At 75.2% G+C, this 22,277-nt stretch carries 23 protein-coding genes; 19 read left to right on the top strand and 4 right to left on the bottom strand.

The genetic code is table 11. From position 1 onward, the window contains the following. Positions 1-31: 31 nt before the first annotated feature. The gene (locus JOD57_RS08690) at positions 32-928 is read right to left on the bottom strand and encodes an esterase/lipase family protein (RefSeq protein WP_204691612.1); all 897 of its coding nucleotides are present in this window, start codon (positions 926-928) and stop codon (positions 32-34) included. Between the two features lie 190 nt (positions 929-1,118). On the opposite strand from JOD57_RS08690, the gene JOD57_RS08685 reads away from it, so the two are divergent. From JOD57_RS08685 to JOD57_RS26770, 9 genes are all read left to right on the top strand, one after another. Beyond that, positions 1,119-2,216, top strand: coding sequence for a hypothetical protein (locus JOD57_RS08685; RefSeq protein ID WP_307824567.1), 1,098 nt, complete (start codon positions 1,119-1,121; stop codon positions 2,214-2,216). After that, positions 2,213-2,665 carry a cobalamin B12-binding domain-containing protein gene (locus tag JOD57_RS08680; RefSeq protein ID WP_204691604.1) on the top strand — a complete coding sequence of 151 codons (453 nt, stop codon included), beginning with the start codon at positions 2,213-2,215 and terminating at the stop codon, positions 2,663-2,665. The genes JOD57_RS08685 and JOD57_RS08680 overlap by 4 nt, the downstream gene beginning before the upstream one ends. Before the next feature lie 63 nt (positions 2,666-2,728). After that, positions 2,729-3,892 carry an ADP-forming succinate--CoA ligase subunit beta gene (gene sucC, locus JOD57_RS08675; RefSeq protein WP_204691602.1) on the top strand — a complete coding sequence of 388 codons (1,164 nt, stop codon included), beginning with the start codon at positions 2,729-2,731 and terminating at the stop codon, positions 3,890-3,892. Between the two features lie 29 nt (positions 3,893-3,921). After that, entirely contained in the window at positions 3,922-4,800 is an 879-nt protein-coding gene (sucD, locus tag JOD57_RS08670) for a succinate--CoA ligase subunit alpha (protein WP_204691600.1), read from the top strand. Between the two features lie 314 nt (positions 4,801-5,114). Further along, positions 5,115-6,233 (top strand): hypothetical protein, encoded by a 1,119-nt coding sequence (locus JOD57_RS08665; protein ID WP_204691598.1) that lies wholly within the window; start codon positions 5,115-5,117, stop codon positions 6,231-6,233. Positions 6,234-6,353: 120 nt separating this feature from the next. Continuing rightward, on the top strand, positions 6,354-7,550 hold the full coding sequence (locus JOD57_RS08660; protein WP_204691597.1) for a cell division protein PerM: 1,197 nt from the start codon (positions 6,354-6,356) through the stop codon (positions 7,548-7,550). A gap of 118 nt (positions 7,551-7,668) precedes the next feature. Next, complete coding sequence (gene purN / locus JOD57_RS08655) at positions 7,669-8,277, top strand: phosphoribosylglycinamide formyltransferase (protein ID WP_204691595.1); 609 nt, start codon at positions 7,669-7,671, stop codon at positions 8,275-8,277. After that, complete coding sequence (gene purH / locus JOD57_RS08650) at positions 8,274-9,842, top strand: bifunctional phosphoribosylaminoimidazolecarboxamide formyltransferase/IMP cyclohydrolase (RefSeq protein WP_204691593.1); 1,569 nt, start codon at positions 8,274-8,276, stop codon at positions 9,840-9,842. The genes purN and purH overlap by 4 nt, the downstream gene beginning before the upstream one ends. Before the next feature lie 10 nt (positions 9,843-9,852). Then, positions 9,853-10,497: a pentapeptide repeat-containing protein gene (locus JOD57_RS26770; RefSeq protein ID WP_204691591.1), complete on the top strand. Its 645-nt coding sequence runs from the start codon at positions 9,853-9,855 to the stop codon at positions 10,495-10,497. 57 nt (positions 10,498-10,554) lie between these two features. Here JOD57_RS26770 and JOD57_RS08640 read toward each other — a convergent pair whose 3' ends face one another. Next, a complete protein-coding gene (locus tag JOD57_RS08640; RefSeq protein WP_204691589.1) occupies positions 10,555-11,193 on the bottom strand; it encodes a hypothetical protein in 639 nt (212 codons plus the stop codon). A 111-nt stretch (positions 11,194-11,304) separates the two neighbouring features. Here JOD57_RS08640 and JOD57_RS08635 point away from each other — a divergent pair, with 111 nt between their 5' ends. From JOD57_RS08635 to JOD57_RS08615, 5 genes are all read left to right on the top strand, one after another. After that, complete coding sequence (locus tag JOD57_RS08635) at positions 11,305-12,177, top strand: bifunctional methylenetetrahydrofolate dehydrogenase/methenyltetrahydrofolate cyclohydrolase (protein WP_204691587.1); 873 nt, start codon at positions 11,305-11,307, stop codon at positions 12,175-12,177. Continuing rightward, complete coding sequence (locus JOD57_RS08630) at positions 12,174-12,473, top strand: DUF3017 domain-containing protein (RefSeq protein ID WP_204691585.1); 300 nt, start codon at positions 12,174-12,176, stop codon at positions 12,471-12,473. The genes JOD57_RS08635 and JOD57_RS08630 overlap by 4 nt, the downstream gene beginning before the upstream one ends. 53 nt (positions 12,474-12,526) lie before the next feature. Next, entirely contained in the window at positions 12,527-13,480 is a 954-nt protein-coding gene (gene mdh, locus JOD57_RS08625; RefSeq protein ID WP_204691583.1) for a malate dehydrogenase, read from the top strand. Positions 13,481-13,543: 63 nt separating this feature from the next. Next, positions 13,544-14,767, top strand: coding sequence for an NADP-dependent isocitrate dehydrogenase (locus JOD57_RS08620; protein ID WP_239568277.1), 1,224 nt, complete (start codon positions 13,544-13,546; stop codon positions 14,765-14,767). Between the two features lie 177 nt (positions 14,768-14,944). Continuing rightward, positions 14,945-15,826 carry an endonuclease domain-containing protein gene (locus JOD57_RS08615; RefSeq protein WP_204691581.1) on the top strand — a complete coding sequence of 294 codons (882 nt, stop codon included), beginning with the start codon at positions 14,945-14,947 and terminating at the stop codon, positions 15,824-15,826. A 74-nt stretch (positions 15,827-15,900) separates the two neighbouring features. Here the strand turns inward: JOD57_RS08615 and JOD57_RS08610 are convergent, their stop codons facing one another. Next, positions 15,901-16,278 (bottom strand): CAP domain-containing protein, encoded by a 378-nt coding sequence (locus JOD57_RS08610; RefSeq protein WP_307824566.1) that lies wholly within the window; start codon positions 16,276-16,278, stop codon positions 15,901-15,903. Between JOD57_RS08610 and JOD57_RS08605 the strand changes: the two genes are divergently transcribed. Both JOD57_RS08605 and JOD57_RS08600 read left to right on the top strand, forming a co-directional pair. Next, positions 16,241-17,011 (top strand): hypothetical protein, encoded by a 771-nt coding sequence (locus JOD57_RS08605; protein ID WP_204691579.1) that lies wholly within the window; start codon positions 16,241-16,243, stop codon positions 17,009-17,011. The two genes, JOD57_RS08610 and JOD57_RS08605, sit on opposite strands and share 38 nt — an antisense overlap. Positions 17,012-17,167: 156 nt before the next feature. Next, entirely contained in the window at positions 17,168-18,484 is a 1,317-nt protein-coding gene (locus JOD57_RS08600) for a hemolysin family protein (RefSeq protein WP_204691577.1), read from the top strand. A 57-nt stretch (positions 18,485-18,541) separates the two neighbouring features. Here JOD57_RS08600 and galE read toward each other — a convergent pair whose 3' ends face one another. Beyond that, positions 18,542-19,501 (bottom strand): UDP-glucose 4-epimerase GalE, encoded by a 960-nt coding sequence (gene galE / locus JOD57_RS08595; RefSeq protein ID WP_204691575.1) that lies wholly within the window; start codon positions 19,499-19,501, stop codon positions 18,542-18,544. A gap of 41 nt (positions 19,502-19,542) precedes the next feature. Here galE and hisC point away from each other — a divergent pair, with 41 nt between their 5' ends. Genes hisC through JOD57_RS08580 form a run of 3 tightly spaced genes read left to right on the top strand, consistent with a single transcriptional unit; the run spans position 19,543 to position 22,277 of the window. Continuing rightward, a complete protein-coding gene (gene hisC / locus JOD57_RS08590) occupies positions 19,543-20,652 on the top strand; it encodes a histidinol-phosphate transaminase (protein ID WP_307824565.1) in 1,110 nt (369 codons plus the stop codon). A 39-nt stretch (positions 20,653-20,691) separates the two neighbouring features. Then, complete coding sequence (gene trpS / locus JOD57_RS08585) at positions 20,692-21,705, top strand: tryptophan--tRNA ligase (protein WP_204691571.1); 1,014 nt, start codon at positions 20,692-20,694, stop codon at positions 21,703-21,705. Further along, positions 21,702-22,277 carry a 2'-5' RNA ligase family protein gene (locus JOD57_RS08580; RefSeq protein WP_204691569.1) on the top strand — a complete coding sequence of 192 codons (576 nt, stop codon included), beginning with the start codon at positions 21,702-21,704 and terminating at the stop codon, positions 22,275-22,277. Before trpS ends, JOD57_RS08580 begins: the two co-directional genes overlap by 4 nt.

Raw genomic sequence — 22,277 nt, 5'->3', positions numbered from 1 at the left:
CTGCGTGTCGTCATGTCCCCACCGTGACCCCTCAGGCGACCGCCGCCGGGGCCAGCCGGACGGGCGCCGCCGGGCGCACGCCGGCCAGGGTCGCGGCCACCTCGTCGACGACGCCGCGGTGGAAGGGCAGCGACAGGTGCCCGACGCCGCGGACGAGCACGTTGCGCGCCTGCAGGTCCGGGTGGTCGCAGCGCCCGGCCCGCGTGGGGACGACCATCTGGTCGAGGTCGCTGTAGAGCGCGGTCATGCGGGTCGACCAGCCGGGCGCGGGCTGCTCGAGCTCACGCAGCACGGGGGAGCCCGGCCGCAGCTGGCGCACCATCGGCGTCGGCAGCAGGTGGGCGAGCACCGACCCGCCGTGCGGCGTCCCGAGCGTCACCAGCGACTCCACCCGCCGGCCGCCGCCCTGCCGCTGTACGTGGTAGCGGGCGATCAGGCCGCCCAGGCTGTGCCCCACGACGTGGATGCGGTCGTGCCCGGTCTGGGTGCAGATCCGCTCGATGTGCTCACCGAGCTCGCGGGCGCCCCGGGCGACGTCGCCCAGCATCGGGCTGTAGTTCCACGTGCAGACCTGGGCGAAGCCGCGCCGCCGCAGCCCGCGGCGCATCACCGTGAAGATCGAGCGGTTGTCGACGAGACCGTGCACCAGCAGCACCGGGGTGCGGGCGGCCAGCGGGTCGGCGGCGAACAGCGCGCGCACGCCGGGCGGCTGCTCACCGGGGCGGCAGCGGGGGTCGAGCCGCAGGACCTCGTCGCCCGCGCCCAACGGGTACATGACCACGTGCGCGCCGACCCAGGCCAGCTCGGTCAGCCCGCCGGCGATGGCGGCCGGTGTGGCCAGTGTGCGCAGGAGACCCCGTGGCGTGACCGGGGAGGGGACTGCCGTGTGCGACTCTGGACGGCACCCGGGGTCGCCGGTCGCGCGCATGGCTGGTCCTCCCCGTCGGTCGGCCACCGCTCCGGTCCCGGGACCCGGGAGTTCGTGGGTGGCCGGAGCACCCTGCCCGTGCTCCGTTCACACGACGGTAATGCCCTCGTGTGGCGACGGTCACACAGACGATGCCGGATCTCGACGACATCGAGGCCGCTTCGTGACACTTCTCGACGAAGGAGGCCTCGTGGCCGCCCGGGACCGCTCTGCCCGCGACGACCGCACCCGCGGCGGGACCGCCCGGCGCACCGGCTCCGCCGCCGCGCGCGACCGGGGGACCGGGGGCATCCGGCCGGCCGGCAACCGGCGGCCGCAGGCGGCGACGGGCCGTCCGGCGGGTCCCGCTGCCGGCCCGGTGTCCGCGGACGGCCTGATCGTCGGCGAGGCGCCGCGCGCCGCGCGGGTCGCCGGGGCCCTCCTCGTCCTGGCCGGCCTGGCCGGGGCGGCCGCGCTGTTCCCGCTCTACCTCGTCGTCGGGGGCCAGGAGCTGACCCTCGGCCGGGGCGTCGGCGGCGTGCTGGTCGGGCTCGTCGTCCCGCTGGCGTCGGTGACGGTCGGGGGAGGGCTGGCGGCCGGCCGGGTCCCCCGGTTCGGGCTGGCCTACGCGGGGGTGGGCGGGGTGCTCGCGCTCGGCTCGCTGCTCATCGAGGTCTACCGCGGCAGCAGCTCGACGGTGCGGCCCGGCATCGAGGTGCTCGCCGGCGAGCGGGTGCTCACCAGCACGGTGACGACGGGGGCCGGCTGGTGGCTGCAGGTGCTCGCGCTCGGGCTGACCGTCCTCGCCGGCGGGTGCGCCGCCGCGGTGTGGGGGCGCACGCTGATGGAGGACCGCGGCGCCCTCGACCCCGCCCGGCCCGCGCTGGCCGGTGGCGCCGTGCTGCTCGGCGTCCTCACCGTGCTGTGCCTGGCCCTGCCCGCCGCCGACGTCCCCGACCGGCTCGTCGCCGACCCGGCCACCGGACTGGAGGTCGTGGTCGAGCAGCAGGGCCCGCAGGCGCTGCTCGAACGCCCCGGGCTGGCGCTCCTGGGCGGGCTGCTCCTGGCCGGCGCCGTCCTGCTCGGCGCGGTCCTCGCGCCGTCGCTGCGGCCGCGGCTGGGCGCCGTCGGCGGCCTGCTCGCCCTCACCGTGACCGTGCTCGCGGCCGGGCTGACCGGGTTGCGCGACGCGGTCGCCGGCCCGGACCTCGAGTGGACCGTGCCCGGCGCGGGGCTGCTGGCCGCCGGTGTGGCCTACGGGCTGCTCACCGTGCTCGCCTGGCGGCTGCGCCGGACACCGGCGCCGTGACGACCGGCGGGAGCGGGAGCGAGCGGGTCACCGAGCGGCTGCGGGTCGTCGTCGCCGGGCCCGACGCCCCGGAGGACCCCCGCGCCGTGGCCCTGGCCCGCGCCCTGCGCGACGCGGGTGCGGAGGTGGTCCTGACCGGCGTCCCGCGGTCGGCCGGGCAGCTGGCGGCCACCGTGGTGCAGGAGGACGCCGACGCCGTCGGTCTCGCCGGTGCGGCCCCGGGGCTGCTGGCCGACCTGCTCGGACGGCTGTCCGGTGCCGGCGTGGACGACGTCACCGCCTTCGTGCTCGGCGGACCGGAGGACGGCGACCTGCCCGCGGGCGTGCGGCGGTTCCCCGACGGCACCCCGCCCGGCGACGTCGTGGCCGCGCTGCACCGCGCCGGCGGGACCGGCGCCGCGGCACCGGGGCGGCACCCGGGCGAGGGTGCCGGCGAGCGCGCCCTGTGACGCCACACACCCCTCCCACGCCGGTGCGACGACCCGGACGGGCGGGAGCTACGGTGCCTGTTCGTGGATCTCTTCGAGTACCAGGCGCGTGACCTGCTGGCCTCGCACGGCGTGCCCGTGCTCCCCGGCGGCGTGGCCGAGACACCCGACCAGGCCGAGGCGATCGCGCGGGAGATCGGCACGCGCGTCGTCGTCAAGGCGCAGGTGAAGACCGGTGGCCGCGGCAAGGCCGGCGGCGTCAAGCTGGCCGACGACGCCGACGAGGCGAGGGCCCGCGCCCAGGACATCCTCGGACTGGACATCAAGGGGCACATCACCCACCGCGTGATGGTCGCCCAGGCCAGCGACATCGCCGAGGAGTACTACTTCTCCTACCTGCTCGACCGCGCCAACCGCACCTTCCTGGCCATGGCCAGCGTCGAGGGCGGCATGGAGATCGAGCAGCTCGCCGTCGAGCGCCCGGAGGCGCTGGCCCGCATCCCCGTCGACGCCACGGTCGGCGTCGACACCGCCAAGGCCACCGAGATCGTCGACGCCGCGGGCTTCCCCGCCGAGGTGCGCGACCAGGTGATCGCGATCGCCGTCCAGCTGTGGGACGTCTTCAGCAAGGAGGACGCCACCCTCGTCGAGGTCAACCCGCTGGCGAAGGCGCCCGACGGCACCGTGCTCGCGCTGGACGCGAAGGTGACCCTCGACGAGAACGCCGCCTTCCGGCACGCCGGGCACGCGGCGCTCGAGGACTCCGCCGCGGCCGACCCGCTCGAGGCCCGGGCCAAGGAGAAGGACCTCAACTACGTCAAGCTCGACGGCGAGGTCGGCATCATCGGCAACGGCGCCGGCCTGGTCATGAGCACCCTCGACGTCGTCGCCTACTCCGGTGAGGAGTTCGGCGGCGTGAAGCCGGCCAACTTCCTCGACATCGGCGGCGGCGCCTCGGCCGAGGTCATGGCCAACGGCCTGGAGATCATCCTCTCCGACCCGGCCGTGAAGAGCGTCTTCGTCAACGTCTTCGGCGGCATCACCGCCTGCGACGCCGTCGCCAACGGCATCGTCTCCGCGCTGGGCATCCTCGGCGACGAGGCGAGCAAGCCGCTCGTCGTCCGGCTCGACGGCAACAACGTCGAGGAGGGCCGCCGGATCCTGGCCGAGGCCAATCACCCGCTCGTCACCGTGGTCGACACGATGGACGGCGCCGCGCGCCGGGCCGCCGAGCTCGCCGCCGCCTGAAGCCCCTCCCTGAGAACAGGACCCGAGAGATGTCGATCTTCCTCAACGAGAACAGCAAGGTCATCGTCCAGGGCATGACCGGCTCCGAGGGGCGCAAGCACACCCAGCGCATGCTCGCCTCCGGCACCGCCATCGTCGGCGGCGTCAACCCGAAGAAGGCCGGCGAGAGCGTCGACTTCGACGGCGCCAGCGTGCCGGTCTTCGGCAGCGTGTCCGAGGCGATGAAGGAGACCGGCGCCGACGTCAGCGTCATCTTCGTGCCCCCGGCCGGCGCCAGGGGCGCGGTCGTCGAGGCCGTCGACGCGCAGATCGGGCTCGCGGTCGTCATCACCGAGGGCATCCCGGTGCACGACTCGACGTCCTTCTGGGCGCACGCCCAGGGCGGCTCGACCCGGATCGTCGGCCCAAACTGTCCCGGCCTGATCAGTCCCGGGCGCTCGAACGCCGGGATCATCCCGGCCAACATCACCCAGCAGGGCCGCATCGGCCTGGTCAGCAAGTCGGGCACGCTGACCTACCAGATGATGTACGAGCTCCGGGACATCGGTTTCTCCACCTGCGTGGGCATCGGCGGCGACCCGGTCATCGGCACCACGCACATCGACTGCCTGCAGGCCTTCCAGGACGACCCGGAGACCGAGGCCATCGTCATGATCGGTGAGATCGGTGGCGACGCCGAGGAGCGGGCCGCGGAGTTCATCAAGGCCAACGTGACCAAGCCGGTCGTCGGCTACGTCGCCGGCTTCACCGCCCCGGAGGGCAAGACCATGGGCCACGCCGGCGCCATCGTCTCCGGCTCGGCCGGCACGGCGCAGGCGAAGCAGGAGGCCCTCGAGGCCGCGGGCGTCAAGGTCGGCAAGACGCCGTCGGAGACCGCCCGTCTCATGCGGGAGATCGTCGGCTCCTGAGGGGAGGACCCCGTGCCCCCACCGCTGGCAGGCCCGCGGCGGGACCCTGCACGGGGCTACGGACGTCACAGGGGCGTCCGCCCGGTCCGTCCACCGGACCTGGCGGACGCCCCTGCGGGTACGCGGCGGCAGGCCGAGCAGGTGAGGACCGACCTCCGCACCGCGCCGGCAGCGGCCGGGGCCGGGCCCGGTCGGGCCAGGGTCACGATCCCGCCCGCGGTGGGAGCGGGGGAGCGTGGCGCGGTTGCACCCGGGTGTGGCGGGGGAGAGCATCCGCGTCGCGCCGTACCGATGTGACGAGAGGTAGCCGAACCATGACGTCCAGCCAGCCCCCCGAGCAGCCCGGGGGCCACGGGCAGCCGGGGCCGGGCGGTCAGCCGGACCACGGCCAGCAGCCTCCCGCCGCCCCGCCGTACGGCCAGCAGTCGCAGGAGCAGCCGTACGGCGCCCAGCCGCCCCACGACCCGTCCTACGGTCAGCCCCCGTACGGGCAGCCGGCGTACGGGCAGGTGCCCTACGGCCAGCAGTTCCCGTACGGGCAGGTGCCCTACGGCCAGCCGTACGGCCAGCAGCCCCCGTACGGGCAGGTGCCCTACGGCCAGCCGTACGGCCAGCAGCCCCCGTACGGCCAGCAGTCCCCGTACGGGCAGCCGTTCCCCTACGGCGCCCCACCGCCCCACGGACCGGGTCCCGGTCGCGTGGCCGGCACGGGCTTCGACCTCGGGCGGCTGAGGCCGGCCGACCACGTCGTCGCCGCCGGCGCGCTGGTCTACCTGGTGCTGGCGGTCCTGCCGTGGGTCACCTACTCCAGCGACAGCTTCGACATCCCGGGCTTCGACGTCCCGGCGGTCAGCTACAGCTACTCCGGCTTCACGTCGAGCGGCCTGGTCACCTTCAGCTTCGTGCTGCTGCTCCTGGCGGCGGTGTGGGCGCTGCTGCCGGCAGTCGTGGAGCTGCCGCTGGGCTTCCCGCGCAGCTGGGTCACCGTCGGCCTCACCGGCCTGGCGACGCTGCTCACGCTGATCGCCTTCCTCCAGCTCGCCACGCTGACCGACGTCGACTTCCCGGTCTTCGGCCTGCTCGCGCTGCTGGTCGCCGCCGCCGTCACGGTGTTCGCCGTCCTTCGGCTGCTGCCCGAGCTGCGCACCGGGCCGGCACTGCCCGGCGGTCCCGCCGGCGCCGCGCCGTGGGCCGGCCGGCAGGCGCCCGACCCCGGACAGCGGTACGCGGACCCGCCCGGTCCGGGGCAGTCGACCGACCCGGGGCAGTACGGGCAGCCCGGTCCGTCGTGGGGTCAGCCGCCGGCGACCGGCCAGCAGCACCCCGAGCAGGCCGGACAGCCGTACACGCCGTCCCCGGCGACCGACCCGGGCGCGCAGCGCCCGACCGGTCAGCCCGGCGGCTCGGGCGCGTCGGGCCAGGGCCGGTCCTGACCGGGGCGTCGACCCCGCCCGGCTGACACCGGCGTCGGTCCACCGCCGGCGTGCGCGGACCGGACGGCGTCCCGGCGCGTGCGCCGCCCATCCGGCAGCGCGGCTTGCGACAGTGGGGGCGTGGTCTCCCTGCTCGCCCGCCTGCCCCTGCCCGGGCAGCGCGACCCGGACGCCCGCCGGCCCTGGTACCCGGGCGCGCTCGCCGCTGCCGCCGCGCTGGCGGTGTCGGTGCTCGGACTCGTCGGTCTGGGCCTCGCGGTCGTCGTGGTGCAGACCCTCGACCCCTCCGGCGGGCTCCCGGTCGGCGGCTCGGCCCGGGTGGCCGGACAGCTCTGGCTGCTCGCCCAGGGCGGGGGACTGCGGCTGCCCTCGGGCCCGCTGGTGCTGGCGCCCCTGCTGCTGACCCTCGCTGTGGCGTGGGGGCTGTCCCGTGCCGCACGGGGTGTCGTCCGGGTGGCCGACCCGGTGGGTGCACGGGGCGCCGCCGGGGTGGCCGGGTCCGTCGTCGCCGTCCACGTGGCGCTCGCCGTGCTGCTCGCGCTGGCCGTCGACGGGCCCGGAGCGCGCACCGACCTGCTGCGCTGCGCCGCCGGACCGGCCGTCCTCGCGGTGGCCGCCGCGGGCTGGGGGGTGCTGCGCGAGAGCGGCCTGCTCGACGACGTCCTCGACCGGCTGCCCGGCGCGGTCCGGGCGGTGCTGCCCGCCGTCCTCGCCGGGCTGCTGACCGCGCTGGGTCTGGGCGCCGCGGTCGTCGCCGTCGCGCTGGCCGCCGACACCGCGGGCTACGCCGCCGTGGCGGGCTCGCTCGGCGGCTCGGGCGCCGGTGCGGTCGGCCTGCTCGCGCTCGGCGCGCTGCTGCTGCCCAACGCCGCCGCCGCGGCCCTCGGGGTGGCGGCCGGTCCGGGCTTCTCCGTGGGCGCCGGGACCGTGGTCTCGGTGCACGGGATCAGCCTGGGCCCGGTGCCGGCGCTGCCGCTGCTGGCCGCCCTGCCCGACACCCAGGCGGTGCCGCTGCTGGCCTTCGTCTCGCAGGCGGTGCCGGCGCTCGCCGGCCTGGTCGCCGGCGTCACGCTGGGCCGGCGCATGACCGACGACGACGGCGGCTCCGTGGTCGCCGGCCTGTGGGGCGTGCTCACCGGTGGGCTGCTCGGCCTGGCCGCGGGTGTGGTCGCCGCGGTGGCCGGCGGCTCGCTGGGCGACGGCGCCCTCGCCGACGTCGGCGCCCCGCCGGTGTCCACCGCGCTCGCCGTCGCCGCCCAGGCCGGCATCGCCGCCGCGGTCAGCGGCGCAGTCGCGCGCTGGCGCTCACCGGGCTGACCGCCCTCGTCCAGAGGCGCGCGCCGGGCGGGTGACCTGCTGGAACGGCCCTCCTGCAGGGGCCCGCCTCGAGCGTGCGAGCAGTGGGGGGCAGGAGGGTCCTTATAGGGTCGCGGGCGTGCCCGCCCCCGTACGCCCACCGCGGGCGCGGGTCGTCGTCCTGCTCTCGGGCGCCGGGTCGCTGTGCGCCGCGCTGCTCGAGGCCACCGACGACCCGGGCTACCCGGCCGACGTCGTCGCCGTGGTCAGCGACCGCGACGCCCCGGGCCTCGAGCACGCCCGCCGCCGTGGCCTGCCCACCGCCACCTGCCGGCTGCACGACTTCCCCGACCGCGCCGCCTGGGACCGCGCGCTGGCCGACGCGATCGCCGCGCACCGCCCCGACCTCGTCGTCTCGGCCGGGTTCATGAAGATCGTCGGGCCCGCGGTGCTGGCGCGCTACGAGGGCCGCCTGGTCAACACCCACCCCGCGCTGCTGCCGGCCTTCCCCGGCGCGCACGCCGTCCGCGACGCGCTGGCCGCCGGGGTCGAGGTCACCGGCAGCACGGTGCACCTGGTCGACGCCGGCCTCGACACCGGCCCGGTGCTGGCCCGGCGCGAGGTGCCCGTCCTCCCCGGCGACGACGAGGCCCGCCTGCACGAACGGATCAAGGCCGTGGAGCGCACGCTCCTGGTGGACACGGTGGCGCGACTCGTCACCGGGACGACGGAGGAGAGCCCCCGATGACCGAGACCCGGACGCCGGTGCGGCGTGCCCTGCTGGGTGTCTACGACAAGGCCGGTGTCGAGGAGCTCGCCCGTGGCCTGGCCGAGGCCGGCGTCGAGCTGGTCAGCACGGGGGCGACGGCCCGCCGGATCGCCGACGCCGGGGTGCCGGTGACGCCGGTCGAGCAGGTCACCGGCTTCCCCGAGTGCCTCGACGGACGGGTGAAGACGCTGCACCCGGCGGTGCACGCGGGCATCCTCGCCGACCGCCGCAGGCCCGAGCACGTGCAGCAGCTCGACGAGCTCGGCATCGCCGCCTTCGACCTGGTGGTGGTCAACCTCTACCCCTTCACCGACACCGTGGCCTCCGGTGCGACGCCGGACGAGTGCGTCGAGCAGATCGACATCGGCGGGCCGGCGATGGTCCGCGCCGCGGCGAAGAACCACCCGTCGGTGGCCGTCGTCGTCGACCCGGCGCGCTACGGCGAGGTGCTGAGCGCGGTCGCCGGCGGCGGGTTCACCCTCGCGCAGCGGCAGTCGCTGGCCGCCGCCGCCTTCCGGCACACCGCCACCTACGACATCGCCGTCGCCTCGTGGATGGGCAACGTGCTCGCCCCGGACGACGAGTCGGGGTTCCCGGCGTGGGTGGCCGCGAGCTGGGAGCGCGCCGACGTGCTGCGCTACGGCGAGAACCCGCACCAGCGGGCCGCGCTCTACCGCAGCGGCGAGCCGGGCGCCGGGACGGGGGGCATCGCGCACGCCGAGCAGCTGCACGGCAAGCAGATGTCCTACAACAACTACGTCGACACCGACGCCGCCTGGCGGGCCGCCCACGACCACACCGACCCGTGCGTGGCGATCATCAAGCACGCCAACCCGTGCGGCATCGCCGTCGGCACCGACGTCGCCGCGGCGCACCGCAAGGCGCACGCCTGCGACCCGGTCTCCGCGTTCGGCGGGGTGATCGCGGCCAACCGCGAGGTCGACCTCGCCATGGCCGAGCAGGTGGCGGGCGTGTTCACCGAGGTCGTCGTCGCGCCGTCGTTCACCGAGGACGCCGTCGAGGTGCTGACGGCGAGGAAGAACATCCGGCTGCTGCGGCTGCCCGAGGCCGGCCGGCCGCCGGTCGAGCTGCGCCCGGTCAGCGGCGGGCTGCTGCTGCAGAGCGCCGACCGCGTCGACGCCGACGGCGACGACCCCACCACCTGGACGCTGGCCTGCGGCGAGCCGCTGGACGCCGCCGGCCTCGACGACCTGGTGTTCGCCTGGCGCAGCGTCCGGGCGGTGCGCAGCAACGCCATCCTGCTGGCGCACGACAAGGCGACCGTCGGCGTCGGCATGGGTCAGGTCAACCGCGTGGACGCCGCCCGCCTCGCCGTGACGCGGGCAGGGGAGCGGGCGACCGGGTCGGTGGCCGCCTCCGACGCGTTCTTCCCCTTCGCCGACGGCCTGCAGGTGCTGCTCGACGCCGGTGTCCGCGCGGTCGTGCAGCCCGGTGGCTCGGTGCGCGACGAGGAGGTCGTCGAGGCGGCGCGCGCGGCCGGCGTCCCGCTGTACCTGACCGGGACCCGCCACTTCGCCCACTGAGGAGGACGCCGTGCCCTCCTCCACGGGGCCGCGACCGCACGTCCGGCCGCCGCAGGACGGCGCGGCGGTCGTCGACGCCGACCTCGCCCGTGTCGACTGGTGGGGCGCCGAGCTCGACGGCGTCACGTTCACCCGCTGCCGCTTCGACGACGCCGACCTCACCGAGCTGGTCACCCGGCGCTGCGTGTTCGACTCCTGCGTCCTCACCGGCGTCCGGATGAGCGGCTCACGGCACCGGGGGACGGCGTTCCTGTCCTGCCGCTTCGACCGCGCGCGGCTGATCGACGTCGTCTGGGAGGGCTGCAAGCTGACCGGGTCGCAGTTCGTCGGCGCGGTCCTCCGGCCCCTGACGACGACGGACTCGGACTGGAGCTGGACCTCGCTGCGCGGCGTGGACCTCTCGGGCAGCGACCTGTCCGGTCAGCGCTTCCGCGAGGCCGACCTGACCGACGCGGACCTGCGCGAGTGCGACCTCACCGGTGCCGACCTCGACCGTGCCCGCATGCAGGTCGGCACGAGGCTGCGCGGCAGCGACCTGCGCGGTGCGGCCACCGAGGCCCTGCCGTGGCGGGCCCTCGAGCTCACCGGCGTCCGCCTCGACCTCGTCCAGGCCGTCCAGGTGGCCGCCGCGTACGGAGCGCTCGTGGACGGTTGAGCCGCGCACCCGCGCGGGCGTGTGTGGCCGCGGTGCCGTCCGGGAGGACGGCAGGTGTCACCGCGTGCCGTACCTCGGGCCGGTCAGCATGGCCTTGAGCGCACCGAGGAGACCGAGGACGCCGACGGCGCAGGCGAACCAGAAGCCGAGGCGGAAGGCGCCGGGGTCCCAGCTCTCCGAGGCCAGCGGGACCAGCACCCCGGCCAGCGCCAGCAGGCTGACGAAGAGCGCGAGCACGCCGAGGAACCGGTGGGTGCGCGCGGGCAGCCACAGCAGCAGGCCGAGCACGAAGAGCACACCGCCACCGAGGACGACGGCCAGCGGCTGCCAGAAGCCGGAGTCGACGAGGTTCCCGAAACCGCCGCCGAGGTCGTCGAACCCGCGGCCGACGAGGTCCCAGCCGATGTCGCCGGGCTCCCGCAGCCAGCGCAACACCAGGCTCACCGCGGCGGCGAGCCCGGCCAGCACGAGCAGCAGGCCGGCGAGCCCGTCGGGCCGCCGGACGGGCACCGGTCTGGTCGAGTAGTCGGGCGTCGTGTAGTAGCTCTCGCCCGAGTCCGGGTAGCCGTGTCCGCCCGAGCCCACCGAGGACGCGCCGCCGCCGAGAGGCAGGAGACCCGGCGTGGTCTGCTCCCGCCAGTCCTCGGCCGGCGGCTCGCCGCCGACCTCGCGGGTGGACGGGTCGCGCTCGGTCATCTGCTCTCCTGGCGGTCGGCCGTGCGGGTCGGCAGTGCGGGGCTGCGGTCCCCGCCTGCGAGGGTAGGGCCGTCGGGCCTGCCCCGGGGGTGCCTCCTGCACACTGTCCGGGTGCCCGCGACGATCCTCGACGGCAAGGCGACCGCAGCGACCATCCGTCAGGAGCTGACCGCCCGGGTCTCGGCCCTGGCGGCGGCCGGCCACCAGCCGGGCCTGGGCACGCTGCTGGTCGGCGACGACCCGGGCAGCCGCTGGTACGTCAACGCGAAACACTCCGACTGCGCGCAGGTCGGCATCGCCAGCATCCAGCGCGAGCTGCCGGCCACGGCGACACCGGGCGACGTCCTCGCCGTCGTCGACGAGCTCAACGCCGACCCGGCCTGCACCGGCTACATCGTCCAGCTCCCGCTGCCGCGGCAGGTCGACGAGTACGCCGTCCTCGAGGCGATGGACCCGGCCAAGGACGCCGACGGCCTGCACCCGGTCAACCTCGGCCGGCTGGTCCTCGGCGTCGACGGGCCGCTGCCGTGCACGCCGGTGGGCATCGTCGAGCTGCTGCGCCGGTACGGCGTCGCGGTCGCCGGCGCCGAGGTCGTCGTCGTCGGCCGGGGGATCACCGTCGGCCGCCCGCTGGGGCTGCTGCTCACCCGGCGCACCGAGAACGCCACGGTGACCCTCTGCCACACCGGCACGCGCGACCTGGCCGCGCACGTGCGCGCCGCCGACGTCGTCGTCGCCGCGGCCGGCGTCCCGGGGCTGATCAGCGCCGACGTCGTCAAGCCGGGGGCCGCGGTGCTCGACGTCGGCGTCAGCCGGGTCGACGGGAGGATCGCCGGGGACGTCGCCCGCGACGTCGTCGAGGTCGCCGGGCACGTGGCCCCCAACCCCGGCGGCGTCGGGCCGATGACGCGGGCGATGCTGCTGCAGAACGTCGTCCTGGCCGCCGAGCGGGCCGCCGGGGCCGAGGTGCTGTCCGCCTCGTGACGCGTCCCCCGCTCTACACGCGCCGGCCGTTCCTGGCCGGGCTGCTGCGGCAGCTGCCGCTGTTCGCGGTGCTGGTGGTGGTCGCGGTGGGGCTGTCGATGGTGGCCCTCGAGCACTGGCGACGCGGCCTGCTCGTCGTCGGCCTGGCGCTGGTGGGGGCGGCGCTGCTGCGGCTGGTCCTGCCGCTGCGGCGGGTCGGCTTCCTCGCCGTCCGCAGCCGCCCGGTCGACGTCGTCCTGGTGGGCGGGGCCGGCGTGGCGCTGACGGTGCTCGTCCTCACGGTCCCGGGCGACTGAGTGCACCGGACCGCGGAGCGCGGCCACCGGCGGGCGGCGCTAGGTTGACGGCCATGGCAGAGCAGCCCAGGAACGGCAAGGTCACCGTCGTCGGTGCCGGCTTCTACGGCTCGACCACCGCCCTCCGTCTCGCGGAGTACGACGTCTTCGAGACCGTCGTGCTCACCGACATCGTCGAGGGCAAGCCCGAGGGCCTGGCCCTCGACATCAACCAGTCCCGCCCGATCGAGGGCTTCGAGACGAGGGTCGTCGGGGTCGGTGGCGGCTCCTACGAGGGCACCGAGGGCTCCGACGTCGTGGTGGTCACCGCCGGCCTGCCGCGCAAGCCCGGCATGAGCCGGATGGACCTCATCGAGACCAACGCCGGGATCGTCCGCCAGGTGGCCGAGAACGTCGCGCGCACCTCGCCGGACGCCGTCGTCATCGTCGTGTCCAACCCGCTCGACGAGATGACCGCGCTGGCGCAGCTGGCCACCGGCTTCCCGAGGAACCGGGTCATGGGCCAGGCCGGGATGCTCGACACCGCCCGGTTCACCAACAACGTGGCCGAGGAGCTCGGCGTCCCGGTGGGCTCGGTGCGCACCCTGACCCTCGGCTCGCACGGCGACACCATGGTGCCGGTGCCCTCGCGCTGCACCGTCGACGGCAAGCCGCTGGCCGACGTGCTGCCCGCCGACCGCATCGAGCACCTGGTGCAGCGCACCCGCAACGGCGGCGCCGAGGTCGTCGCCCTGCTCAAGACCGGGTCGGCGTACTACGCGCCGTCGGCGGCCGCGGCCCGCATGGCCCGCGCCGTCATCGAGGACTCCGGCGCCGTCATGCCCGTGTGCGCGTGGGTCGACGGCGAGTACGGCATCTCCGGCGTCTACCTCGGCGTCGAGGCCGAGATCGGGCGCGACGGGGTGCGCCGGGTGGTCGAGGGGGACCTGTCCGGGAGCGAGCTGTCCGGCCTGCGCGAGGCGGCCGAGGCCGTGCGGGCCAAGCAGGCCGACGTGGCCGACCTGTGAGGGTGGTCCCGACCGCCCACCTGACCGACGTCCGGCCCGAGGGGCCGGAGCTGTGGAGAGGGAATGTCTGACGTGAGCAAGATCAAGGTCGAGGGCACCGTCGTCGAGCTCGACGGCGACGAGATGACCCGGATCATCTGGCAGTTCATCAAGGACCAGCTGATCCTGCCGTACCTCGACGTCAACCTGGAGTACTACGACCTGGGCATCGAGCACCGCGACGCGACCGACGACCAGGTCACCGTCGACTCCGCGAACGCGATCAAGCAGCACGGTGTCGGCGTCAAGTGCGCGACGATCACCCCGGACGAGGCGCGGGTCGAGGAGTTCGGCCTGAAGAAGATGTGGCGGTCCCCGAACGGGACGATCCGCAACATCCTCGGCGGCGTCATCTTCCGCGAGCCGATCATCATGCAGAACGTGCCGCGGCTGGTGCCGGGCTGGACCAAGCCGATCGTCGTCGGCCGCCACGCCTTCGGTGACCAGTACCGCGCCACCGACTTCCGCTTCCCCGGCGAGGGCACGCTGACGATCACCTTCACGCCGAAGGACGGCTCCGCCCCGATCGAGCACGAGGTGTTCCAGTCGCCCGGCGGCGGCGTCGCGATGGCGATGTACAACCTCGACGACTCGATCCGCGACTTCGCCCGGGCCTCGATGAACTACGGGCTCAACCGCGAGTACCCGGTCTACCTGTCCACGAAGAACACGATCCTCAAGGCCTACGACGGCCGGTTCAAGGACCTGTTCGCCGAGGTCTTCGAGACCGAGTTCAAGGACCGCTTCGAGAAGGCCGGCATCACCTACGAGCACCGGCTCATCGACGACATGGTCGCCGCCTCCCTCAAGTGGGAGGGCGGCTACGTCTGGGCGTGCAAGAACTACGACGGCGACGTGCAGTCCGACACCGTGGCGCAGGGCTTCGGCTCGCTGGGGCTCATGACCTCGGTGCTGATGAGCCCGGACGGCCGCACGGTCGAGGCCGAGGCCGCCCACGGCACGGTGACCCGGCACTACCGGCAGCACCAGCAGGGCAAGGAGACGTCGACCAACCCGATCGCGTCGATCTTCGCCTGGACCCGGGGCCTGGCCCACCGCGGCAAGCTCGACGGCACCCCCGAGGTGACCCGCTTCGCGGAGACCCTGGAGAAGGTCTGCATCGACACCGTCGAGAGCGGCCAGATGACCAAGGACCTCGCGCTGCTGATCTCCAAGGACCAGCCGTGGCTGACCACCCAGGACTTCCTGGCGGCCATCGACACCAACCTGCAGAAGGCCATGGCCTGACGCAGAGGCTCGCGATGGCGGCCCCTTCACCCCCCGGGTGAGGGGGCCGCTGCGCGTCCGGGGTGATCACCTCGGGTGCAGCGGGCCTCGTGGGCGTGGAGGCCCCTCCCGGCCCGAGGTGATCGTGCCTGTGGACCGTCGGAGCGGCGGGAGTCCCGTGACGGGCAGGCTCCACCGGTGCCCGTCGCGCCCCGCCGTCCACCGCTGCTGCGGGCGCGGGTCTTCCGCGGCACCTGGGCCGTGGCGGCGGGCGTGCTGACGAAGGACGAGTTGCGGAGCAGCGCCTGGCGCCGGCTGCGCCAGGACGTGTACGCCGATGCCGCGCTGACCGTCGACCACCGGCTCCTGGCACGTGGGGTCAGCCTGGTGATGCCCCGGTCGGCTGCGCTGGGCGGCCTCACCGCGGCGATGCTGTGGGGTGCGGGCGAGTTGGTGACGGTGGAGGACCCGGTGGAGGTGGTGCTGCCCCCGGCTGCACGGTGGAGCCCGGGACCAGGTGTCGTCGCCCGGAGCGCTCCGTTGGACGGGGACGTCGTCCAGGCGGGCTCGTGGCTGCGGTGGACCGGTCGCGTGCGCACGGCGGTCGACCTGGTCCGGCGCGACAGGACGGACGAGGCCGTGGTCCTGCTGGACCGACTGGTCTGCGCCCGTGTGGTGGACCTCGGTGCCGTGCGAGCGGCGGTCGAGGCCCTGCCCCGGTGCCGCGGCAGCGCGTACGCCCGCCGAGCCGCGGCGCTGGCCGACGGGCTCGCCGAGTCGCCGCAGGAGACGCGGCTGCGTCTGCTGCTGCACCGGTCGGGGCTGCCCCCACCTGTGGCCCAGTACGAGGTCCGGAGCGCCGGGCGCTTCGTCGCGCGGGTCGACTTCGCCTGGCCCGAGCGCCGTCTCGCGCTGGAGTACGACGGGGCGTGGCACGGAGCCCCTGACCAGCTCCCCAGGGACCGGCGGCGGATCAACGGGCTGACGGCCGCCGACTGGCGGGTCCACTTCGTGACGATGAGCGACCTCCGGCGGCCCGACGAGCTGCTCGCTGATCTGGCCCGCGCACTCTCGCGTTGATCACCTCGGCTCCGGAGGGGTCAGGTGACCCCTGATGGCCCTCGGGGCCCGGGGTGATCACCGACGGACGGCGGTCAGCCGCCGAAGAGCTGGGTCCACCACGGGCCACCGGGGCCCTCGGCGACGCCCACGCCCAGCGTCGTGAGCGAGCAGTCGAGGATGTTCGCCCGGTGGCCGGCGCTGTCCATCCACGCCGCCATCACCGCGGCGGCGTCCGGCTGGCCCTGGGCGATGTTCTCCGCCCGCGCGTGGTCGATCCCGGCCGCCTCGGCCCGGTCGAAGGGGGAGAGGCCGTCGGGGCTGGTGTGCGAGAAGTACCCGCGGTCGCGCATGTCGGCGCTGTGGGCCCGGGCGACGGCCGCCAGGCCCGCGTCGGCGACGACGGGCGCGCAGCCGCCGGTGGCGCGGGCCTGGTTGACCAGCTCCAGCACCGTCTGCGCGGCGGTCGCCACCGGCGCGGACGGCGAGGTCGAGGTGACCGGCGCGGTCTGCGCCGCCGCCGTCCCGGGCGTCCCCGTGGTGGTCCCGGCGGAGGGCGACGCGACCGGGGACGAGCCGGCCGAGGACGACTCCGCCGAGGCGGAGGACGACCCGGCGGACGACGAGGGCGAGGCGGCGGACGACGAGCCCGGGGACGAGGACCCGGCGGCGGAGGACGAGGACCCGGCCGCGGACGACGAGGACCCGGCGGCGGAGGACGAGGACCCGGCCGCGGACGAGGACCCGGCCGCGGAGGAGTCCGGCACCGGCGGGCCGGGGGTCGACGGGTCGTCCGCCGCGGAGCCCGGCGCGGGCGCGGGGTCAGTGGTGTCGGTCCCGGGCGACGACGTCCCGGCCGGACCGGACCCGGCCGTCGTCCCGGGGACGCTCGGCTCCCCGTCGACCCCCATCTCGACGACACCGGTGCGCTGGCGCGCCCCGCCGTCCGAGGTGCCCGCCGCGCCCGTGGCTGCGGACTCGGCCGTCGTCAGCCCGCCCCGGCCTGCGGCCAGCACGGGGGCGAGCAGGCCGATGGCCGCCACGACGAGCGCCACCAGCAGGGCCGGCAGGACACCGCGGCGCGCGACGACGGCCCGCGGCAGGACGCGGAGCCGGGCGGGGACGGAGCGGGAGGATGGCGGCGGGGAAGACCGGCGGTGGCGCACGCGGGGGACCTCACGGGAGTCGACAAGTCACTACGTGTGACTTCATCGAGACTAGCCGTAGTGGACGGTCCCCCGGCAGGGTGGTGTGACCGAGGTCACTCGACCACCGGTCGGGGGCACCGGTGTCGGCTCGTGGAACCGGTCCCGGCAGCATGGACCTCGGCCACCACCCCGAGACGCGAGGAGCACGCCGCCGGTGAGCGACGTCTGGCTCGACATCGTCATGGTCGTCGTCTTCGTGCTGGTCGGCGGTGTCTTCGCCGGTGCGGAGATCGCGCTGGTCTCGCTCCGGGAGGCACAGGTCCGGTCGCTGTCGGAGCGCGGCCGCCGCGGTCGGGCCCTGGCGCGCCTGCTCGGTGACCCCAACCGCTTCCTCGCCGCCGTGCAGGTGGGCGTCACCCTCGCCGGCTTCCTCTCCGCCGCGTTCGGTGCCAGCACGCTGGCCGAGCCGCTGGGCGAGTGGCTGGTGCGCCGCGGCGTCGGGCAGGGCGTCGCCGAGGCGCTGGCGCTGGTCCTGGTGACCGTCGCGATCAGCTACGTGTCGCTGGTCGTGGGGGAGCTGACGCCCAAGCGCCTGGCCTTGCAGCGCGCCGAGGGCTTCTCGCTGCTCGTGGCCCGCCCGCTCGACGCCGTCGCCACGCTGTCCCGCCCGGTCATCTGGCTGCTGTCGGCGTCGACCAACGTGCTCGTCCGGCTCCTGGGCGGCGACCCCAGGGCCAGCGGCGAGGCGATCAGCCAGGAGGAGCTGCGCGACCTGGTCGCCGCGCACGAGTCGCTGAGCAGCGACGAGCGCCGGCTCATCGACGAGGTGTTCCGCGCCGGCGACCGCGAGGTGCGCGAGGTGATGACGCCGCGCACCGAGGTCGAGTTCCTCGAGGCCTCGACCACGGTCAGCCGCGCGGCCCGCCAGGTCGCCGACTCCAGCTGGTCGCGCTACCCGGTGGCCGGCCGCGACCAGGACGACGTGGTGGGCTTCGTGCACGTCCGCGACCTGCTGCTGCCCACCCACCCGGCCGGCCGCGCGGCCACGGTCGGCGACCTCGCCCGCGAGGTCAAGCGGCTGCCCGGGACGGCGGGCGTGCTCACGGCGCTGTCGGAGATGCGCCGGGACAACCAGCACCTCGCGGTCGTCGTCGACGAGTACGGCGGCACCGACGGCATCGTCACCCTCGAGGACCTCATCGAGGAGGTCATCGGGGAGATCTACGACGAGTACGACGAGGAGGTCGCCCCTGAGGGCGAGGAGGTGCCCGGCGGGCCGCAGGAGGTCGACGGGCTGCTCAACCTCGACGACTTCGCCGAGGCCACCGGCCTGCGGCTGCCCGAGGGGCCCTACGAGACCGTCGCCGGGTACGTGCTCGCCGAGCTCGGCCGGCTGCCGGAGGTCGGGGACGGCGTCGACGCCCAGGGCCGCACGCTCACCGTGCTCGAGCTCGACGGGCGGCGGATCGCCCGCCTCTCGGTCTCCCGCGCTCCGGACCCGGAGCCGGCCGGCGAGACCACCGAGGCATAGGAGTCGACCCCCACGTCCGGAGGCGGCCGGACGTGGGGATCGACTCCTCCGCCTCGCTCAGCTGCCCCGCTTCTGCGCGACGTCCCACGCGTCGCGCACGATGCCGGCTAGGTCGGTGTGCCGCGGCGTCCAGCCCAGGTCGGCGCGGATGCGGTCGCTGGCGGCCACCAGCTGAGCCGGGTCGCCGGCCCGGCGGGTGCCCACCTCCACCGGCACCGGGTGCCCGGTCACCTCGCGGACGGCGTCGACCACCTGCTGCACCGAGAAGCCGGTGCCGTTGCCCAGGTTGTAGACGCGGTGCTCGCCCGGCTGCGGCGCGGTCAGGGCCAGCAGGTGGGCGTCGGCGAGGTCGGAGACGTGGATGTAGTCGCGGATGCAGGTGCCGTCGGGCGTCGGGTAGTCCTCGCCGTAGACGGTGATGGTCTCGCGCGTGCCGGCGGCCACCTGCAGGGCGATCGGGATGAGGTGGGTCTCGGTGGTGTGCCGCTCGCCCAGGCCGTAGGCGGCGCCCGCGACGTTGAAGTAGCGCAGGCTCACCGCGGCGAAGTCGTACGCGGTGGCGTAGGAGGTCAGCATCGCGTCGACGGCGAGCTTGGTGGCGCCGTAGGTGTTGGTCGGCCGGGTCGGCGCGTCCTCGCGGATCGGCACCTGCTCGGGCTCGCCGTAGGTGGCCGCGGTGGAGGAGAACACGATCCGCCGGCAGTCGACCGCCCGCATCGCCTCGAGCAGCGCCAGTGACCCGCCGACGTTGTGCTCCCAGTAGATCTCCGGCTTCACCTGGGACTCGCCGACCAGGCTCTTGGCCGCGAAGTGCAGCACCGCCTCGGGCCGGACGTCGGCCAGCACGGGCGCCGACTCCTGCAGCCTGGCCTGCACGAACCGGGCGCCGTCGGGGACGGCGTCGGCGTGGCCGGTCGAGAGGTCGTCGAGCACGGTCACCTCGTGGCCGCCCTCGAGGAGGGCGGCGGTGACTACGCTGCCGATGTAGCCGGCCCCACCGGCGACGAGTACGCGCATGGGGCCACCCTAGGAGCCGTCGCCCTGGAGGTCCTGCCGTGGTGAGCGCACGTCCGGCGGTGCAAGCGCTGCCGGCCTACAAGCCGGGGCGCAACCCCGCCGACCTCGCCCGCGAGCTGGGCGTCGACCGCGCGGTCAAGCTGGCCAGCAACGAGGTGCCCTTCCCGCCGCTGCCCGCCGTCGTCCAGGCGCTGTCGGCGACCGCCGGGGAGACCTACCGCTACCCCGACAACGGCGCCACCGTGCTCACCGCCGCCCTGGCCGAGCGCTACGGCGTGGCGCCGGAGCAGGTCGTGCCCGGGTGCGGCGCGGTCATGCTCTGCCAGCAGCTGGCCCAGTCGTTCAACGACCCCGGCACCGGCCTGGCCTTCGCCTGGCGGTCGTTCGAGATGTACCCGCTGCTGGCCCAGGTCGCCGGTGCGCGTCCGGTGCCCGTCCCGCTGGCGCCGTCGCGGCCGGGCGGCGCGCCCGACACGCACGACCTCGACGCGCTGGCCGGCGCCGTCGACGACACCACCCGGCTGGTCTTCGTCTGCAACCCCAACAACCCCACCGGGACGGCGGTGCGGCGGGCGGAGCTCGAGCGGTTCCTCGGCCGGGTGCCCGAGACGGCGCTGGTGGTCCTCGACGAGGCCTACCGGGAGTTCGTCACCGACCCCGACGTCCCCGACGGGCTGGAGCTGATGCGGGGACGGCCCAACGTCGCGGTGCTGCGGACGTTCTCCAAGGCGTGGGGGCTGGCCGGTCTGCGGGTGGGCTACCTGGTCGCCGAGGACGCCGCCGTCGCCGACGCCGTCCGCCGCACGCACGTGCCCTTCAGCGTCTCCTCGCTGGCGCAGGCCGCCGCCGTCGCCGCGCTGGCCAGCGAGGACGAGGTCAGGAGGAGGGTGGCCGCCGTCGTCGCCGAGCGCGACCGGCTCACCGCCGCGCTGCGCGGGCGCGGCCTGGAGGTGCCCGACAGCCAGGCGAACTTCGTCTGGCTGCCGCTGGGTGCGCCGACCGCGGGGACGGCCGCCGCCCTGGAGGCGCGCGGGGTCATCACCCGGCCGTTCGCCGGTGAGGGGATCCGCGTGACGGTGGGGACGCCCGAGGAGGACGACCTGTTCCTGGCGGCTCTGGACGACGTGCGCACCGGCGCGCCGGTCGCCTGAGCCCCGGCTGGTTTGATGGCCGACGTGCCACCGCCCCCGATGCCATCGCCCCGTGTGCTCTCCGGCATCCAGCCGACAGCGGGCTCGTTCCACCTCGGCAACTACCTCGGTGCGCTGCGGCAGTGGGTCGCGCTGCAGGAGACGGCCGAGGCCTTCTACTGCGTGGTCGACCTGCACGCGATCACGATGGACTGGGACCCGGAGGAGCTCCGGCGCAACACCCTGACCGCGGCCGCCCAGCTGCTCGCCCTCGGCGTCGACCCCGACCGCAGCAGCCTGTTCGTGCAGAGCCACGTGCCCGAGCACGTGCGGCTGTCGTGGGTGCTGGAGTGCCTGGCCCGGTTCGGCGAGGCCAGCCGGATGACGCAGTTCAAGGACAAGAGCCAGCGGGAGGGCACCGCGGGGTCCTCGGTGGGGCTGTTCACCTACCCGGTGCTGCAGGCCGCCGACATCCTCGTCTACCAGGCCGACGAGGTGCCGGTGGGCGAGGACCAGCGGCAGCACCTGGAGCTCACCCGCGACCTGGCCACCCGGTTCAACGGCCGCTTCGGCGAGACCTTCACCGTGCCCAGCGCCCGCATCCCCGAGGGTGGGGCCAAGGTCCTCGACCTGCAGTCGCCGGAGAAGAAGATGAGCAAGAGCCTGCCGCCGGCCGGCTGCGTCCTGCTGCTCGACGACCCGAGGGTGACGGCGAAGAAGATCCGCTCGGCGGTCACCGACACCGGCCGCGAGGTCGTCGCCGACCCCGAGGGCAAGCCCGGAGTGACCAACCTGCTGACCATCCACAGCGCGCTGTCCGGGACGCCGGTGCCGGCGCTGGAGGAGCGGTTCGCGGGCCGCGGCTACGGCGACCTCAAGAAGGAGCTCGCCGAGGTGGTCACCGAGTTCGTCGTCCCCGTCCGCGAGCGCACCCAGCAGCTCCTCGACGACCGCGCCGAGCTCGAGCGGGTGCTCGCCCGCGGGGCCGCCCGGGCCCGCGAGGTCGCCGTGCAGACGGTCCGCGACGTCTACCAGCGGGTCGGTTTCCTGCCCCCGGCGGGAGCGGGTGCGTGAACGCCGACACCTTCGTCGGGCGCAGCCTGACGCCGCTGCCGCAGACCTCCGTCGTCGGTGTGCTGGTGCCGATCCCCGAGCCGTGGGCGCAGGTGCTGGTCGACTGGCGGGCGAAGGTGGGCGACGCCCAGGCCACGCTCGTCCCGCCGCACGTCACCCTGCTGCCGCCCACCGAGGTGGCCGGCAGCGACCGGGCGGCCATCACCGAGCACCTCGCCCGCGTCGCCGCCGGGCACCCGCCCTTCGAGATGCACCTGTCGGGCACCGGCACCTTCACGCCCGTCTCCGACGTCGTCTTCGTCGCCGTCGCCAAGGGCATCGGCAACTGCGAGCTGCTGGCCTCCGACGTCCGCTCCGGGCCGCTGGCCCGCTCGCTGTCCTTCCCGTACCACCCGCACGTCACCGTCGCCCACGACGTCCCCGGCGACATGCTGGAGCTGGCCTACACCGGCCTGGCCGACCTCTCCGCCGAGTTCCGCGTCTCCTCGTTCACCGAGTTCGAGCAGACCCCGGCCGGCACGTGGACCGTGGCGCGCGAGTACCCCCTCACCGGCCCGCCGCACCGCTCCTGA

It is taken from the genome of Geodermatophilus bullaregiensis (assembly GCF_016907675.1).
Classification (GTDB): Bacteria; Actinomycetota; Actinomycetes; order Mycobacteriales; family Geodermatophilaceae; genus Geodermatophilus; species Geodermatophilus bullaregiensis.
Note: the sequence above shows the minus strand (reverse complement) of the source record. Positions and strands in the feature narration are given on the sequence as shown.

Bases quoted from the DNA above. Each gene is read 5' to 3' on its own strand.
- JOD57_RS08620 (WP_239568277.1), top strand. From the start codon at position 13,544: ATGTCTGACGTGAGCAAGATCAAGGTCGAGGGCACCGTCGTCGAGCTC.
- sucD (WP_204691600.1), top strand. From the start codon at position 3,922: ATGTCGATCTTCCTCAACGAGAACAGCAAGGTCATCGTCCAGGGCATG.
- galE (WP_204691575.1), bottom strand. From the start codon at position 19,501: ATGCGCGTACTCGTCGCCGGTGGGGCCGGCTACATCGGCAGCGTAGTC.
- JOD57_RS08690 (WP_204691612.1), bottom strand. From the start codon at position 928: ATGCGCGCGACCGGCGACCCCGGGTGCCGTCCAGAGTCGCACACGGCA.
- purH (WP_204691593.1), top strand. From the start codon at position 8,274: ATGACCGAGACCCGGACGCCGGTGCGGCGTGCCCTGCTGGGTGTCTAC.
- JOD57_RS08640 (WP_204691589.1), bottom strand. From the start codon at position 11,193: ATGACCGAGCGCGACCCGTCCACCCGCGAGGTCGGCGGCGAGCCGCCG.
- trpS (WP_204691571.1), top strand. From the start codon at position 20,692: ATGCCATCGCCCCGTGTGCTCTCCGGCATCCAGCCGACAGCGGGCTCG.
- JOD57_RS08665 (WP_204691598.1), top strand. From the start codon at position 5,115: ATGACGTCCAGCCAGCCCCCCGAGCAGCCCGGGGGCCACGGGCAGCCG.
- mdh (WP_204691583.1), top strand. From the start codon at position 12,527: ATGGCAGAGCAGCCCAGGAACGGCAAGGTCACCGTCGTCGGTGCCGGC.